This is a genomic window from Mameliella sp. LZ-28 (assembly GCF_012274245.1).
Lineage (GTDB): Bacteria > Pseudomonadota > Alphaproteobacteria > Rhodobacterales > Rhodobacteraceae > Antarctobacter > Antarctobacter albus.
Genome location: NZ_JAANYX010000004.1, coordinates 72,086 through 87,435 on the forward strand (window position 1 = coordinate 72,086; position 15,350 = coordinate 87,435).

Genomic DNA, 15,350 nt, shown 5'->3' on the forward strand with positions numbered 1-15,350 from the left:
CCAATGAACCCCGACCTGATCCGCCCCGAGATCGCGGCCCTGCCGACTTATAACGCCGGTCTCGCACTCGACCGGTTCCGCGCGCATTACGGCATCGACTGCCAGGCCAAACTGGACAGCAACGAGAACCCCGCGGGCCCCTGCCCGGGTGTCGTGGAGGCGATCCGCGAAGAAGCCACGGGCATTTCTCGATATCCGGATGCGGGCAACGCCGACCTGCGCGGGGACCTTGCCGACGCGACCGGCGCATCCCCCGACCGGATCATTGTCGGCAACGGGTCCGAGGACCTGATCGGCGCACTTTTTCGCACGGTGCTGCGCCCCGGCGATCATGTCGTCACGATCTGCCCCAGTTTCGGCCTGCATGAATTCGGCGCGCTGGCCTGCGGCGCCCATGTCACCAAGGTGCCTTTCGAAGCGGACTGGTCCTTCCCGATCGACGGCTTGATCCACGCGATGTCCAAAGAGGCCCCGCGCGTGCTGATCTTTTCCTCGCCCAGCAACCCGGCCGGACCGGCAATTTCGCCGTCAGACTTCGACGCTGTCCTGAAGGCGACACCGCCCGAGACACTGGTTGTCTTCGACGAAGCCTATCTGGAATACCTCGACGCCGACGCCCGGTTCGATGCCATGGGCCGGCTGGCGGCCGGACCCAACCCGTGGATCGTGCTGCGTACGTTTTCCAAGGCCTACGGCCTTGCCGGGATACGGGTCGGCTATGGCATCGCCTGCGCCCCAGAACTCGTCGCGCAGATGATGAAGGCCCGCAATCCGTTTGGCGTCAATGCGCTGGCGGTCGCCGCCGCGCGGGCAGCGCTGCGCGATCCCGACTACCTCGCCCAGTCGGTGCAATCCGCCATCGAGGGCCGCGCTGCCCTGACCGCCGGACTGACGCAAACTGGCTTTGCCTGCGCCCCGAGCCAGACCAACTTCGTGTTCTTCGATACCGGGCAGACGGCCACCGAATTCGCCGAAGCCCTGCGTCACAAGGGTGTGCTGATCAAGCCCTGGCTCGAACAGCCTTACACCAGCTGGGCCCGGGTGACGGTCGGTACGGCATGGGAAAACCAGTATTTCCTGGACGCGGTCGCATCCATGCGTTGCCCCGCCTGACGGCAACCAGGCCAGCCTGCCAGCCCGTGTCCAAATCATGGGCCGGCAGATCCAGGTGCACGGGCCTTGTGCCGGGCCGCCCGGCCCGGAAAGGACGGTCGGGTGCGACCGTCACGCCAGCCGCACCACCACGCAACGCCCCTTCTGCCCGACGTCGATGCAACCTCCCTGCCCCAACCCGAAGGCCCCGCACGGCAACGCGTCTTCTGCCAATGTGACACGTCCGTCCATGCACAGAACCCCGGTCTGCCCCGGGCCACTTTCGATCATTGCCGGACCGTCGATCACCTCGACCGACGCCTTCACATACCGGGGATCGTAGATCAGGTTCAGATTGCGCACTGGTCCATTTACCATGTGGCTGTCGACTGGCGCATCGCCGGAAAAGGTCAACGGCCGGAACGGTCGTGCCCGAAGCACGCCCCCCGGCGCGTGCAGGTCCAGCCCTTCCCCCTCGATCACCGTCAGGATCCGGGTCTGCCCCTCGAAGGCCGAAAAGGACCCATCCGTCGAGACTTCGGCGATGCTGATGCGCCACCGCCATGGCTCGCCCTCGTCGCGCAGGATCTCGTGCGTGACGCCGCCGCCGTTCTTCCAGGCCGTCGTTTTGAAGTCATCGGGCGTCACGATGCGGAACATGACGGGGCGCTCCTTTGTTTTCGGCCGGGGCTGATGCGCTGGCGCGGGGTCCGGGGTCGTAAGTGAAATGCCTGCCCCTGAGAAAGAAGCAAGCAAGGCGTCCGGGTGCGTTCAGGTTTCCGGCGGCGGGGTCGCGGCGGGCGCGCCCATGGTCTTGGCCATCTCCGGCCCGCCATATCCCGCGATCATCGCATCCTGATCGGCAAACGCCAGAGCGTTCACCTCGGCCGGGTCGCAGATCGCGTAAAGCTCGTCCATGAGATCGGCGAGCACGTTTGCGCAGGCGGGATCGGCGGCACGGTCGGTCGTCTCTTCCGGGTCGGCCTCCAGATCGAAGAGTTCCGGCTCGAAGCCTTGGTAGTGGATCAGCTTCCACCGCCCCTTGCGCAGCATGAAGGCCCCGGAGACCGCCCCGATGGCGTGATACTCCGAGAAAATGACGCGTTCCGGCTTTTCCGGGCGCTCGGCGATGTCGTAGAGGCTCTCGCCGGGGCGCTTTCCTTCCAGGGTTGCGTCGAAATGATCGATGATGGTCTCTGAGATGTCCAGCAGGCTGACGGGTGTGGCGCAGGTGCCGGGCGTGATGCCGGGTCCTGCGACAATGAGGGGCACGGCGACCGATTCCTCGTACATGTTGCCTTTGCCCCAAAGCCCGCGCGCCCCGACGTTGTCGCCGTGGTCCGAACTGTAAATCACCGTCGTGTCCTCAAGTTGACCATTGGCCTCGAGCGCATCCATCAACTTGCCGATGTTGTCGTCCAGGAAAGTGCACAGCGCAAAGTAGCAGGCCGCCGCCAGCCGCCGTTCGTCATGGTCGCGGAAACCGTTGTCGACGATCAGCGCGCTGTTCTGCTTGTCGACCCATGGGTGGTTCTCGAACCCGTCCATCGTGTGCAGCTTGAAGGGCGGCAGGCTGTCGAGCGGGTACATGTCGAGGTATTCCTGCGGCACGATCAGCGGGAAATGCGGCGCGACGAGGCCCACATAGAGGCACCAGGGATCGGGGCGCGTTGCGGCGTCCTTCAGCCAGTCCGCCGTCCGGGAGACGACCGCCCTGTCGTATCGGGTATAGTTGCTGTCACCGGGGCCGATGTATGGGCCGAGCATTCGGACATCCTTGTTCACGCGCTCTTCTTCCCGGCGCATGGAGGCCCAGACCATACCGACACCGTCGGCGACCTGCATCGGGATATGCTCCACGTCGAAGCCCGCCGGGTCTTCGTTGCTGCGGTAGTGCAGCTTGCCGATGGATTCGACGCGGACGCCTTTTGCCTGCAACGCGTGACCCCAGCCGCGCGGTTCACCGGCGTAGGGCATGGCGTTGTCCCAGAGCCGGATGTCGTGCACGTGGCGCCCGGTGGCAAAGGCCGCGCGGGCCGGCACACAGATCGGACAGGGCGTGTAGGCATCAGTGAACCGGATGCCCCGCGCGGCCAGCCGGTCGAGGTTGGGCGTCTTGACCAGCGGGTGCCCGGCGCAGGACAGCGCCCGCGCCTGGTGTTCATCCGAAAGGATCACGAGAAGATTTTTTGATCGGGTCATGTGTCCAGTCCATCGGGGAGTTCAGAGACCTCGGCAGCGCGGGTCAGTTTCAGCAGCATGGTGCGGATGACATTACGCTCGTCTTCCGAAAGCGCCTGCATCAGGAATGCGTTGCGGGCGTCGAGAACCGGCGCCAGCCGGTGCAGCGTTTCGCGCCCCGCCTCGGTAAGGGACAGACAAAACTGGCGTCCGTCCCGGGGGTGCGTCGACAGCGACACGAGGCCCCGTGCCTGCAGCTGGTTCACGGTTTTGGAAAACTGGCTCTTGTCGAAACCGAGCACCTTGCGAAGCGCGGTCGACCCCTCGGCCACGCCCAGGCCTACGACGCGAATGATGCGCCATTGCGGCAGCGTCAGATCGCTGTGGCGCGCGATCAGGGCGCGGCCCTGCGCGGAGAGCTTCTGTTCCAACTGATGAATCAGGAAGCTCACCGGAAAGGCGTCCCGGACCCGGGAGGCCGCCGTCGTGTCGTCGTTTTGCGTGCCCATGCCGCACCACCTTTCTGCGGACTTTGCTGCACCAATCTGGTGGATAATTCAACCAAATAACCTGCCGTTCTTCCGGGGGAGTGGGCAAAACTCGGGGGTGTATGTGTATGCTGGTGGTTCATTAAGCGGGGAACTGCCATGGACGTGCGGATTATTTTCGAGACGACCGTGAGAACGGAACCACGAAGAGGCGTCGTCTCGGTCGTTTGTCCCGCCTGTTTCGGCATGCGCAACCTGAGGGGCTCAGGTTGTTGCTCGAAGATGCCAAGACGATCCTGGGACAATTGCAGAATGCGATGCTGCTCGACCAGATCGAGGAAATTTCCGAAGCCGGCGAGATCTGTCCTGACTGCGGCACGGTGCGAGCCATCCATGATGATCGGTCGAGGGTGCTGGACAGGCACTTCGGCAGGTTTCGTATAAAGGCTCCGCGCATTCGCCGCTGGGCCTGCAATGGCAAATCCAACGTCGCCCTGGGCGGGCCGCTTTCGCCTCTCGCTCACTTTTCCCGGATCGGTCGCCCCCGGAACTGCGGCGCCTTCAGTCCGAACTTGGAGCGCGCCATTCCTTCCGGGAAGCGGCGCGTATCCTGGAAACTTTCCTGCCGTGTGCGAACAAGGCCGAATTCGCCAAGGTGCTGGCGCGCGAGGTCGACGTAGAGCTACGCGCCGCATGCATATGTTGAGTGCTGCGCCCGGTTGGTCGTCTAGAGATGCCGCCGTTGAACAGCCCGCATAGACTGCTCCAACAATTCGGTGGATTGCTGTCCGAACATCCGAAAATACCTGTCGTTCTTTGGGCCTATGCCATGTTCTGCGCTGAACGAGCCGCCGAAAGCCCGCACCGCCTGATCCATGACGCAATCGCGCAAGCTGCGTTCGAACTCATCGTCAAGTGGGCCGTCCCTCTTGACGAGGTTGAAGTGCAAGCCTCCGTCGCCCAAATGGCCAAAATCGCAGATTTCGACCATCGGAAAGTTCTGCGCAAGCAGCCCAGTCATGGCGGTCCGAAAGGCGATGACCTTGTCGCGTGTAAACCCAAGGTCGAAGGCAATCAACGGACCCGCGGCCTTGACCCCCTCGGACAAGGCGTGGCGCAAGGCCCAGATTTCCTGCGGGCGCCCAAAGAAGGCATCCGCGACCGGCGCATCCGCAAGGTCCCAAGCCTCGGCCAGCACGGCTTCGAGAACGTCCTGGAGCGGCGTATCCCAAGGTGCGCTCGTCGGACGCGACAGTTCGATCAACAGCGCCGTTTCGGGAATTTCCCCCCGTGGGAACGGGTTCTTCAGCGACGCGGCGTGGCGAAACGCATACCCCATTGCAGCGCGCGACATGAACTCGAACGCAGACAAAAGCGGCCCGGCGCGGGTTTCCAGATGCCGCAGAAGGGTCAGCATCGCCTCATCGCTGCTTGGAATGACAAGTGCGGTCGCCTGCTCCGCCACCACCGGTTCGAGGTTGAGGATCGCCTCCGTGATCGTACCGAACCAGCCGGAGGACCCGATATGCAGATGCTTCCAGTCCGGGCCGGTATTGTCCTTTCGCACCGGCGACCCCAGCCGCAGCACCTCGCCATCGTCCAGAACGACGGTCAGGCCCAGCGTGTTGCGCCGCACATCCCCGTAGCGCAGGAAACGGCCGCCGCCGGTATTGGTTGCCACCATTCCGCCGATCATCGGGTCCGACCCAAGGTCGATGGGAAAGAACAGCCCATGTTCCGCCAGCCGGTCATTGACCTCGGACAGCCGGAACCCCGCGCTGACCCGAAGCGACCGATTGGCCAGGTCCAGTTCAAACGTCTCGCGCAGGCGCGACAGGCTGAGCACCGCCGTATCGCCGACATCATCAGGCACAGAGGCGCCGACCAGCCCGGTATTGCCGGATTGGGCGACAAACGGCCTGCCCGCCCGACCACAATGGCGAATGCAGTCCGCCACCTGATCCGTCGTTTCCGGCAGGAACACCACGGGGCTACGGCCAACCTCGCCGCGCACGCCCTGAAGATAGGCCGCCATATCCTGCGGTTCGGTCAGCGTCCTTATCCCGGCGGGCCCCGTCATGCGGCGCTGACCTTCAACTGGTTCAGGGCCGCGGCCAGCGAGTCCGATTGCATCGCCTCGTACAGCGCGAATTCGTCGGCGACCGACTTGCCGAGCGCAGCCTCGAAGCTGGCACGGTTGGAGGCGGCCTGCGTCTCGCTCCGGGCCTCGTCCCCGAGGTTGGATTGAAAGATCCCCGCCGCGCTGACCGGCAGGAAGTCCTCGTAGATGATCGGGCTCAGCGTCAGGGCGCCCGCGTCCAGCAGCGCCGACACATCCGTACCCGTCGCGGGCGCTTCGCCCCGGCCGTATTTGAAATAGGCCAGCCCCTGATCGTGCAGGTCGCGCCAAGTGTCGGGGAAGGCGGCAAAGACCTCTTGCAGTTTCGCGACGTACTCTTCGGCGTTCGAGCCATCCGCCGCCGGGAGGATCGCGGCACGCACCTCGGCCAGCAATTGATCATACAGCGCCCGGCCCTTGGGCGTCAGCGCCGCGCCGCGTTGTTCGATCTCACCAAAGCGGGCGGTGTGGTGCCCCTCTGTCCAGCCCGCCCCCTCGGGAAAGCGCACGGCCTCGTTCAGCGCCTTGAAGGCCGTTTGCCGCAGCAGGATCGGGCAGCTGCGGCGCGGCGGGCCTTCGACGACGGCCTTGGCGGGCAGGCCCCGGGCGACCATACCCGCCTGTGCCGCGTCGATATCCAGCGTGCGCGGCGTCAGATGGTTGATGTGCGGCCCCTTGAACGACACCACGTCGGCGATCAGCCGGTGCGCGTCGATCAGCGCACCAAAGGTCGCGGCATCGACACAGGCGTCCGAATGCCAGCGGAAGGTTTCCAGCACCTCGGCAACGAAGCGTTTCGCGTCGGCCTCGTCCAGCCCGCCCTGTGCCTCGGCCTTTTCGGTCAGCGCGACGGCACCGTCGGTAAAGATCTTGCGGCGCGCCAGCGTCTCGGCGGCCTTTTGGCGCAGGGCCTCGTCCGCGATCAGTTCCAGCCGCAGGAGCGAGGTGAACACCCGGAAGGGATTTTCCGCCAGATCCGCCCGCGCGACGGGGCGGAAGGCGGTGGAATGGACCGGAACAGAGGCAATCGACAGGTCGTAATAGCCCACCGGCTCCATGCCCATCACGGCAAAGACGCGCGCCATCATGGCCAGTTCGGCCTCGGTGCCCAGCCGGATCGCGCCGTGGCGTTCGGCGCTGATGCGCGCGGTGTCCTCGCCCGGGGTCAGCGCCAGCGTGTTGCCGGACCTGTCCAGCACCCCGGCATTCACCTCTTCGACGATCTCGACCAATGTCCCGTAGGCCGGAACCTCCTTGCGGTACATCAGCGACATGGCAGCCGAGAAATCGGCACGGATCTTGTTTGCGGATACTTTCATGGGTTCGGTCCCTTGGCGCCTAGAAGCGCCCGTTTGCAAAATGGGTCAGTGTTGCACCCAGCTCGTAGTAAAGCCCCTTGGCGGAGGCGTGTTTTTCAGCCAGCGGATCGACAAGGCCCAGCGGCAGATCGCCGGTGCCAAGCGCCCAGCCCGCCGCCGCCTTGCCAAAGACCGTGCCGGGCCCGATACCCCGCCCGCTATAGCCGAGGATCGAGATGCCGTTGCGGCCCCGGCGTTCCACGCGGGGCAGGTAGGTGCCGGTCATGGCGATGCGCCCCGTCCAGTCCTGCTCGAACGGGATGCCCGCAAGCTGCGGGAACAGCTTTGCCAGTTTCCGTTCGGCCCAGCCGCGATGCAGCGCCCCGCCAAAGCCGTCGAGGTTGCCGAGCGCGCCAAAGATCATCCGACCGGACTGATCCAGCCGGAAAGACGACATGACAAGCGCCGTGTCCCAGCACCCCTCACCGCCGCCCAGGATGTCGCGCCGGAGGTCCTGTGGCAGGGGGGGCGTCGCCAGCTGAAAGAAATGCGCCGGGATCACGGCATTGTCGTCTGCGGCCCCGATGCCATAGCCGTTGACCGCCTGGATCAGCTTGGCCGCGCGCACCTCGCCTTCAGCGGTGCGGACGATCCAGCCCTTGTCCGTCTCGTCGATTGCCAGCGCGCCGGAGCGCTCAAAAAGGGCGGCCCCCTGCGCGGCGGCAGCGCGCGCCAGCCCCTGCACATAGGCCAGAGGCTGAATCGTTCCGGCGCGCGCGTCCCAGAGCGCCCCGTGATAGGCCCGGCTGCCCGTGCGCCGGGCGGTTTCCGCCGCATCCAGCAGCCTGACCGGGGCGCCGCGCCTTTCCTGTTGGGCAAAGCGGTTTTCGAGATCGCGCATTCCGGCTGCGGAATGGGCGCAATGCAGGGTGCCCTTGCGGGTGGCCTCACAACGGATCTGGTGTTGCTCGATCAGGCCAAAGACCAGCGCCGGCCCCTCGGCAAGCGTTGCATTCAAGGCCGCGCCCGCCGTTTGGCCAAGCTTTTCCTCGACCTGGTCCGGGGGCGTCCAAAGCCCGGCATTCACCAGTCCGACATTGCGGCCGGACCCACCGTAGCCGATTCTGCGCGCCTCAAGCAGCGCAACGGACGCCCCGGCGGCGACCAGATGATAGGCCGCCGAGACGCCGGTGAACCCGCCGCCGATGACAACAACATCCACCTCGATCGCCCCGGACAGGGGCGACCATTGGTGGCGTTCCGCCGCGGTCCGCGACCAGAGGTTATCGAGCGCCGCGTCTCCCATCAGATTTCAAAGGAAATGCCCTGCGCCAGCGGCAGCTCGCGCGAGTAGTTCACGGTGCTGGTCTGGCGGCGCATATAGGCGCGCCATGCATCCGAGCCGCTTTCGCGCCCGCCGCCGGTCTCCTTTTCACCGCCGAAGGCGCCACCGATCTCGGCCCCCGAGGGACCGATATTGACGTTGGCAATGCCACAGTCAGACCCTTGGGCGGACAGGAAATACTCGGTCTCGCGCACATCCGTCGAGAAGATGCAGGACGACAGCCCCTGCGGGACGGCGTTTTGCAGGGCGATGGCCTCGTCGAGGTCCGAGTATTTCATCGCATAGAGGATCGGGGCGAAGGTCTCGGTGTGGACCACGTCGGATTGCGCAGGCATCTCGACAATCGCCGGGCTGACATAGGCCGCATCGGGGAATTGGTCGGTCAGGGCACGACCGCCGCCATGCACGGTGCCGCCCTCTGCCCGGGCCTGTTCCAACGCCTTGTCCATCGCGGACAGTGCGCCCGCGTCGATCAGCGGGCCGACCAGCGTGCCTGCCTCCAGCGGGTTGCCGATGGCGAGGCCCTCATAGACCTTGGCAAGGCGCGGAACCAGCTGGTCGTAAACATCTTCGTGCACGATCAGACGGCGCAGCGAGGTGCAACGCTGCCCCGCCGTCCCGACCGCCGAGAAGACGATGGCGCGCACGGCCATCTCCAGATCGGCCGACGGCGCGACGATCATCGCGTTGTTGCCGCCCAGCTCCAGGATGGTCTTGCCGAGCCGCTTGGACATGTCGGCCGCCACGGCCTTGCCCATGGGCACGGAGCCGGTGGCCGAGATCAGCGCCACGTCGCGCGATGCCGTCAGCACCTCGCCCAGATCGCGTTCGCCGATCAGCGTCTGGATCAGCCCTTTGGGAGCATCGTCGCCAAAGGCCGCCATGGCGCGGTCGCAGATCTTCTGGATGGCCAGCTGAGTCAGCGGCGTCTTTTCCGAGGGCTTGGCGATCACCGGGTCGCCGCAGACCAGCGCCAGCGCCGCGTTCCAGCACCAGGGCGCCGCCGGAAAGTTGAACGCCGTGATGATGCCGCAGATGCCGATCGGGTGCCATGTCTCGCGCATGGAATGGCCCGGACGTTCCGAGGCGATGGTCAGGCCATACAACTGCCGCGACAGGCCCACGGCGAAATCGCAGATGTCGATCATCTCCTGCACTTCGCCGAGGCCCTCCTGGTAGATCTTGCCGCATTCCAGTGTCACGAGGCGACCAAGGTTTTCTTTTTCACGGCGCAGCTCTTCGCCGAGCAGGCGAACCAGTTCGCCGCGGCGCGGAGCGGGCACCTTGCGCCATGCCTCGAAGGCACGCACGCCGGTGGCAATCGCCGCCTCGGCATCGGCGATGGAGTGCATGGGCACCCGGGCGATCTCGCTGCCGTCGACGGGGGTGGTGACGGACAGGGTTCCGCCGGTGGTTTCGGCGGCCGTCAGGCCGCACGCATCTAGAATATCCTGGTAAGTCATGTCGGGACTCCGTCAGTTGGGTGTCAGAACGGCCACGGCCCGCAACAGGCGGGCGCAACCCTCTTCGAGGTCGGAACGCGCATAGGCGTAGGAAAGTCGGAAATGGCCCGGCAAGCCAAAGGCACGCCCGGGAACGATGGCAAGCCCGGCAGAGGCAAGGACGTGGGCGCAAAAGTCGGCATCGGTTTCCAGCACGGTGCCGTCCGGTGTCTTGTGCCCCAGCACACCGGCGCAGGACGGAAAGACGTAGAACGCCCCATCGGGCACCGGGCAGTCGATGCCGGGAATGGCGTTCAGCGCGTCGACCACATAGTCCCGGCGAGCGCGGAAAGCGGTGCGGCGGTCGTCGATATGCTGCATGTCCCCGGTCACGGCGGCAACGGCTGCGGCCTGCGCGATGGAACAGGCCCCCGAGGTGACCTGCCCCTGGACCGCCGTCATCGCGTCGATCAATGCGGGCGGGGCAATGCCCCAGCCGATCCGCCATCCGGTCATGGCGTGCGCCTTGGAGACACCATTGATGAGCATGGTGCGATCCGCAAGCTCCGGGCAGGCCTGCCGGAAGGACGTGAACGGCGCATAGCAGATCAGGTCATAGATCTCGTCCGAGGCGATCCAGACATGGGGGTGGCGCGTCAGGACCGCGCCCAGTGCCGCCAGCTCTGCCGCGGTGTAGACGGCGCCGGTGGGGTTGGAGGGCGAATTCAACAGCAGCCAGCGCGTGCGCGGCGTGATCGCGGCCTCCAGCTGCTCGGGCGTCATCTTGAACCCGGCCTCGGCGCCGCAGCGCAGCTTGACCGTTTCGCCACCTGCCAATGCGACCATGTCGAAATAGCTGCTCCAGCAGGGCGCGGGCACCACAACCTCGTCACCGGGGTCGAGCGTGGCCAGGAACATGTTCGCCAGAACCTGCTTTGCGCCGGTCGAGACGATGACATTCGCCGGCGCGACGCCCGCCGTATCGGCGACCGCCTTGCGCAGCGCCGGCATTCCGGACGTGGGCATATAGCGCGTGACGCCGTTCTGCATTGCCAGGGTTGCCGCCTTGCGCACATGGGGTGGGGTCGGGAAGTCCGGTTCACCCGTGCTTAATGCCAAAACATCATGACCCGAGGCGCGCAGGCGCGCAGCCGCTTCCGAAATCGCGACGATCTCGGACAGCGCCATACCATCTATTCTGCTTGATTTTCTTAGCATTTCGGCCCTCGTGAGTTCTGTGCATTTGACACATCGCCGCGAGCCATGAGAAACGCCTTTATCAAATACATCATGCAAAAGCCTCATACCTATGCGCCATCCCAAACGCTTCCTTCCACCGATGACGGCCTTGCGTGCGCTGGAATCCTTTGAGCGCACCGGCAACGTGACCGAGACCGGGCATGAAATCGGCGTCTCGCAAAGCGCGGTGAGCCGACAACTCAAGGTGCTGGAGGATTACCTTGGAACCTCGTTGTTCCTGCGCGACAGGAAAAGCATCACGCTGACCCCGGCGGCGCGGGACTATTGCACCCAGATCAGAAGCGCCCTCGACAAGATCGGAACCGCCAGCCTGCGCCTGAAGGCAAACCCGGGCGGCGGGCAGCTGAACATCGCGATGTTGCCGGCCTTTGGCGTGCGTTGGCTGGCACCGCGCCTGCCGGATTTTGTCGCGCAGCACCCCGAAGTGACGGTGAACCTCAGCACCCGCCTGAGGCCTTTCGATTTTGCGACAGAGCCGTTTCACGGTGCGGTGCATTTCGGCGAACGCGACTGGGCCGACGTCTGCTATCTGGAACTGATGCGCGAATATGTCGTGCCGGTGGCCTCGCCAAAACGGGCCGCCGCGCGCAAGGGCGATGCGTTGAGCGATCTTTTCCAGCTGCCGCTCTTGCATCTCGATACGCGGCCGGATGCCTGGGAAAAATGGGCGCGGCTTCTGGGCCACCCGCTGCAAAGCCCGGTCGGTATGCTGTTCGACCAGTTCGCCTCCATGATCCAGGCCGCCCTGCACGACATGGGGGCCGCGCTGGTTCCGACCTTCCTGATCGAGCGCGAACTTGAGGAAGGTCGCCTTGTCGCGCTTTGGCCCGAGAGTTCGGTCAGCATCGGCACGTACTATTTCGTCTGGCCCAAGGACGACATCGATTACCATCCACGGAATATGTTTGTGGATTGGCTGAGCAACGCCAGAGACACCGGGCTCGGCATCGACTGATCGTTGCGGTGCATTTTGCGGCACCCCCGACCGGACAGATCGACCGGCGGGGATGCACGCTTGCCGCGCCGTCAGTCCAGCGAATTCAGTACATCGCGCAGGGTGTCGACCAACTGGTCGATCTGCTCCCTGGAAATGATCAGCGGCGGGGACATTGCGATGATGTCACCCGTCGTCCGGATCAGAATCCCCTTGTCATAGGCCTTGAGAAACGCGTCAAACGCGCGTTTCGTCGGTTGTCCGGCAATCGGTTCCAACTCGACCGCGCCGATCAGCCCCTCGTTGCGAATGTCGATGACATGGCGCGCGTCGGCCAGGCTGTGCAGCGCCTCTTGCCAATAGGGCGCCAGTTCGGCGCAGCGCGCAAAGAGGCCCTCTTCGCGGTAGGTGTCCAGCGTGGCGATACCCGCCGCCGCCGCGATCGGGTTGCCGGAATAGGTATAGCCGTGGAAGAGCTCGATCAGATGCTCGGGTCCCTGCATGAAGGCATCGTGGATCGCGCCAGAGGCGAAGACCGCCCCCATCGGGATCACGCCGTTTGTCAGCCCTTTAGCCGTGGTCATCATGTCGGGCGTCACGCCGTAGTGCTGTGCCGCAAAGGTGCTGCCAAGACGGCCAAAACCAGTGATGACCTCGTCGAAGATCAGCAGGATGCCGTGCTTTGCGGTGATCTCGCGCAGGCGTTGCAGATAGCCCTTGGGCGGCAAGAGGACGCCCGTCGATCCGGCCATCGGCTCGACGATCACGGCGGCAATCGTTTCGGCCCCGTGCAGCGCGATGATGCGTTCCAGTTCGTCCGCCAGATGGGCGCCGTGTTCTGGCTGGCCACGGCTCATGCGGTTTTCGGGAATGTGCGTGTGCGGCAGATGATCGACCCCGGCCAGGAGCGACCCAAAGACCTTGCGGTTGTTGACAATTCCGCCCACCGAGATGCCGCCGAAATTGACGCCATGATATCCGCGTTCCCGCCCGATCAGCCGGGTGCGCTGCCCCTCGCCGCGCGCCCTGTGATAGGCCAGCGCGATCTTCAGCGCCGTTTCGACGGATTCCGAGCCAGAGTTGGTATAGAACACATGGTCGATCCCATCTGGTGCAAGATCGACCAGCCGATTTGCCAGTTCGAAGGCCAGCGGGTGCCCCATCTGGAAGGCCGGCGCATAGTCCAGTTCGGCCACCTGGCGCTGAACGGCCTCGGTGATCCTGGGCCGGCAGTGGCCCGCATTGCAGCACCACAGACCGGCGGTGCCATCCAGCACCTGGCGGCCATCCGAGGTGGTGTAATGCATGTCCTTGGCGGCGGTAAACATGCGCGGATTGGCCTTGAACTGGCGGTTTGCCGTGAACGGCATCCAGAAGGCATTCATATTGTTCGGTTTTGTGTCGAGCATCGTGGTCTCCTGAAGAAAGGGCGTCAGCCGCCCCATGTGTCCGAAAGCGTGAACCCCAGTGGGAACGGGTCCGTGGGGTCGAGGCCGATCTGCGTCATGCCGTAGATCCAGCATTGGCCAGAGATCCGGTTGCGGGTGGCGGCATAGGGGCCCACTTCTGCTGCACCCAGGAATTCGGTCCGGAATTCACCGCCGATGATCGAACGCGAAACGACCACGTCGCCCGGGCTGACCCGGCCATGGGCATTCTGCACGGCCATGTTGGCATTCGAGCCGGTACCGCAGGGCGACCGATCCGCGCGGCCCGGGCGCAGCGTCGTGCAGGTCCGCAGGGCGCCGTCGGGGTCGGTGTCGCGGAACATGACATAGGCCAGCCCACTCAGGGCCGGGGTTGTCGGATGCGGGGCGGGTTCCTGTTCGGCGATGCGATTGCGCAGCGCCACGCCGACGGTTGCCAATGCACGGGCATTTTCCGGGGCGATGGTCAATCCGACCTGGGCCACGTCCACCAGCGCATAGAAGACCCCGCCGAAACAGAGATCGTAGTCGATTGTGCCATGCTCGGCGGCGTCGACCTTGCCGGGCCTGGCCAGAAACGATGCGGGCATGTCGAGGGCGACCTGCGTGACCTTGCCCGCCTCGCAGCTTGCCACCGCGCGCACCAGCCCTGCGGCGGTGTCGAAGGTCACGATAGTTTCGGGCTCGACCATCGGGATCATGCCGGTTTCCAGCAGCGCGGTCGTGGCGCACATGGCATTCGAGCCGGACATGGCGTGCGCCTGATCGGGCTGAAGGATGATCAGCCCCACATCCGCCGCAGGATCGCAGGCGGGCGTCAGCAGGCAGAACGACCCGGCGGGGCCGGATCGCGGTTCCGAGCACAAAAATCGCCGCAGGCTGTCATCCACCGTGTTCAGATACAGCAGTTTCTCGGCCATGGTAGAGCCGGGCATGTTCAGCACGCCCCCGGTGATCACGCGGCCAATCTCGCCCGCGCAATGCACGTCCACGGTTTGCAGGGTTCGGGTCCAACGCATATCGCTCTCCTATGCCACGGCCTGGGCGCCGGTGATCTCGACCACCGATCCGCACAGATAGCCCGCCTCGTCGCTGGCGAGAAAAGCCACCAGCGCGGCGATTTCTTCCGGCTCGCCGATCCGGCCATAGGGCACCAGACGATTGAGATCGTCGATGCTGCGGCCCGACCGCGCGAGGTTACTCTCAAGCATGGGCGTGCGCACTTCGCCGGGGGCAACGGCATTGACCCGGATCTTGTCCGGTGCGCAATCGCGCGCAAGGTTCTGGGTGAAGGCCACCACCGCCGCCTTGGTCGTATTGTAGGCGATATGACCCGGCGCCGGGTGCAGGCCCCATTGGCTGGCGGTGTTGACGATGGCCCCGCCGTCCTGCGCCTGCATCTGCGGAATGACGGCCTGACACATATGAAACAGCGCATCGACATTGACCGCGAAAGAGGCCTGCCAGTCGTCCGCAGTGAGTTCCATCAGGGCGCCGCGCCGCATCAGACCGGCGTTGTTGCACAGCACGTGGATGCCGTCGGGGGCGATGCCTTCGACGAAGCCGCGAATGGCGGCGGGGTTCGTCAGATCGACGTCATGTGCCGTGCCGCCGATGTCCTGCGCGAGGCTTTCCGCCGCCGCGCCGTTCATGTCCACGATGCGCACCAGCGCGCCCTCGGCGGCCAGCCGCCGGCAGATCGCCGCGCCAATACCACCGGCCCCGCCGGTCACAATGGCAACCTTGTCCTTGAAACGCATCATC

The 15,350-nt window shown here is 65.1% G+C and carries 13 protein-coding genes and 1 pseudogene; 3 read left to right on the forward strand and 11 right to left on the reverse strand.

Annotation, left to right across the window (positions count from 1 at the left end):
- The first annotated feature begins 3 nt into the window (after window positions 1-3).
- Window positions 4-1,113, forward strand: coding sequence for a histidinol-phosphate transaminase (hisC, locus tag G9Q80_RS03025; protein ID WP_088716515.1), 1,110 nt, complete (start codon window positions 4-6; stop codon window positions 1,111-1,113).
- A gap of 111 nt (window positions 1,114-1,224) precedes the next feature.
- Here hisC and G9Q80_RS03030 read toward each other — a convergent pair whose 3' ends face one another.
- The 3 genes from G9Q80_RS03030 to G9Q80_RS03040 all read right to left on the reverse strand — a co-directional run bounded on the left by G9Q80_RS03030 (window position 1,225) and on the right by G9Q80_RS03040 (window position 3,782).
- A complete protein-coding gene (locus G9Q80_RS03030; protein ID WP_088716514.1) occupies window positions 1,225-1,752 on the reverse strand; it encodes a HutD/Ves family protein in 528 nt (175 codons plus the stop codon).
- Window positions 1,753-1,863: 111 nt separating this feature from the next.
- The gene (locus G9Q80_RS03035; protein ID WP_088716513.1) at window positions 1,864-3,294 is read right to left on the reverse strand and encodes a sulfatase family protein; all 1,431 of its coding nucleotides are present in this window, start codon (window positions 3,292-3,294) and stop codon (window positions 1,864-1,866) included.
- Window positions 3,291-3,782, reverse strand: a complete 492-nt coding sequence (locus tag G9Q80_RS03040; protein ID WP_088716512.1) for a MarR family winged helix-turn-helix transcriptional regulator — start codon at window positions 3,780-3,782, stop codon at window positions 3,291-3,293. The genes G9Q80_RS03035 and G9Q80_RS03040 overlap by 4 nt, the downstream gene beginning before the upstream one ends.
- Window positions 3,783-3,920: 138 nt before the next feature.
- Here G9Q80_RS03040 and G9Q80_RS03045 point away from each other — a divergent pair.
- Window positions 3,921-4,401 (forward strand): annotated as a pseudogene (locus G9Q80_RS03045) (ISKra4 family transposase); the annotation flags it as partial.
- An 87-nt stretch (window positions 4,402-4,488) separates the two neighbouring features.
- Here the strand turns inward: G9Q80_RS03045 and G9Q80_RS03050 are convergent.
- The 5 genes from G9Q80_RS03050 to G9Q80_RS03070 are packed head-to-tail and all read right to left on the reverse strand — an operon-like array spanning window position 4,489 to window position 11,153.
- Window positions 4,489-5,841, reverse strand: coding sequence for an FAD-binding oxidoreductase (locus G9Q80_RS03050; RefSeq protein WP_088716511.1), 1,353 nt, complete (start codon window positions 5,839-5,841; stop codon window positions 4,489-4,491).
- Window positions 5,838-7,199 (reverse strand): 2-oxoadipate dioxygenase/decarboxylase HglS, encoded by a 1,362-nt coding sequence (hglS, locus tag G9Q80_RS03055; RefSeq protein WP_088716510.1) that lies wholly within the window; start codon window positions 7,197-7,199, stop codon window positions 5,838-5,840. The genes G9Q80_RS03050 and hglS overlap by 4 nt, the downstream gene beginning before the upstream one ends.
- Window positions 7,200-7,218: 19 nt before the next feature.
- Window positions 7,219-8,484: an NAD(P)/FAD-dependent oxidoreductase gene (locus tag G9Q80_RS03060; protein ID WP_088716509.1), complete on the reverse strand. Its 1,266-nt coding sequence runs from the start codon at window positions 8,482-8,484 to the stop codon at window positions 7,219-7,221.
- Window positions 8,484-9,986, reverse strand: a complete 1,503-nt coding sequence (gene amaB, locus G9Q80_RS03065; protein ID WP_088716508.1) for an L-piperidine-6-carboxylate dehydrogenase — start codon at window positions 9,984-9,986, stop codon at window positions 8,484-8,486. The genes G9Q80_RS03060 and amaB overlap by 1 nt, the downstream gene beginning before the upstream one ends.
- Window positions 9,987-9,998: 12 nt before the next feature.
- On the reverse strand, window positions 9,999-11,153 hold the full coding sequence (locus G9Q80_RS03070) for a pyridoxal phosphate-dependent aminotransferase (protein ID WP_232788302.1): 1,155 nt from the start codon (window positions 11,151-11,153) through the stop codon (window positions 9,999-10,001).
- Window positions 11,154-11,304: 151 nt separating this feature from the next.
- Between G9Q80_RS03070 and G9Q80_RS03075 the strand changes: the two genes are divergently transcribed.
- On the forward strand, window positions 11,305-12,180 hold the full coding sequence (locus G9Q80_RS03075) for a LysR family transcriptional regulator (RefSeq protein WP_246870456.1): 876 nt from the start codon (window positions 11,305-11,307) through the stop codon (window positions 12,178-12,180).
- A gap of 71 nt (window positions 12,181-12,251) precedes the next feature.
- Here the strand turns inward: G9Q80_RS03075 and aptA are convergent, their stop codons facing one another.
- Genes aptA through G9Q80_RS03090 form a run of 3 tightly spaced genes read right to left on the reverse strand, consistent with a single transcriptional unit; the run spans window position 12,252 to window position 15,349 of the window.
- Complete coding sequence (aptA, locus tag G9Q80_RS03080) at window positions 12,252-13,568, reverse strand: omega-aminotransferase AptA (RefSeq protein ID WP_088670969.1); 1,317 nt, start codon at window positions 13,566-13,568, stop codon at window positions 12,252-12,254.
- Window positions 13,569-13,591: 23 nt separating this feature from the next.
- Window positions 13,592-14,605, reverse strand: coding sequence for a proline racemase family protein (locus tag G9Q80_RS03085; protein ID WP_088716506.1), 1,014 nt, complete (start codon window positions 14,603-14,605; stop codon window positions 13,592-13,594).
- 9 nt (window positions 14,606-14,614) lie between these two features.
- Window positions 14,615-15,349, reverse strand: coding sequence for an SDR family NAD(P)-dependent oxidoreductase (locus G9Q80_RS03090; protein ID WP_088716505.1), 735 nt, complete (start codon window positions 15,347-15,349; stop codon window positions 14,615-14,617).
- Window position 15,350: the final 1 nt, after the last annotated feature.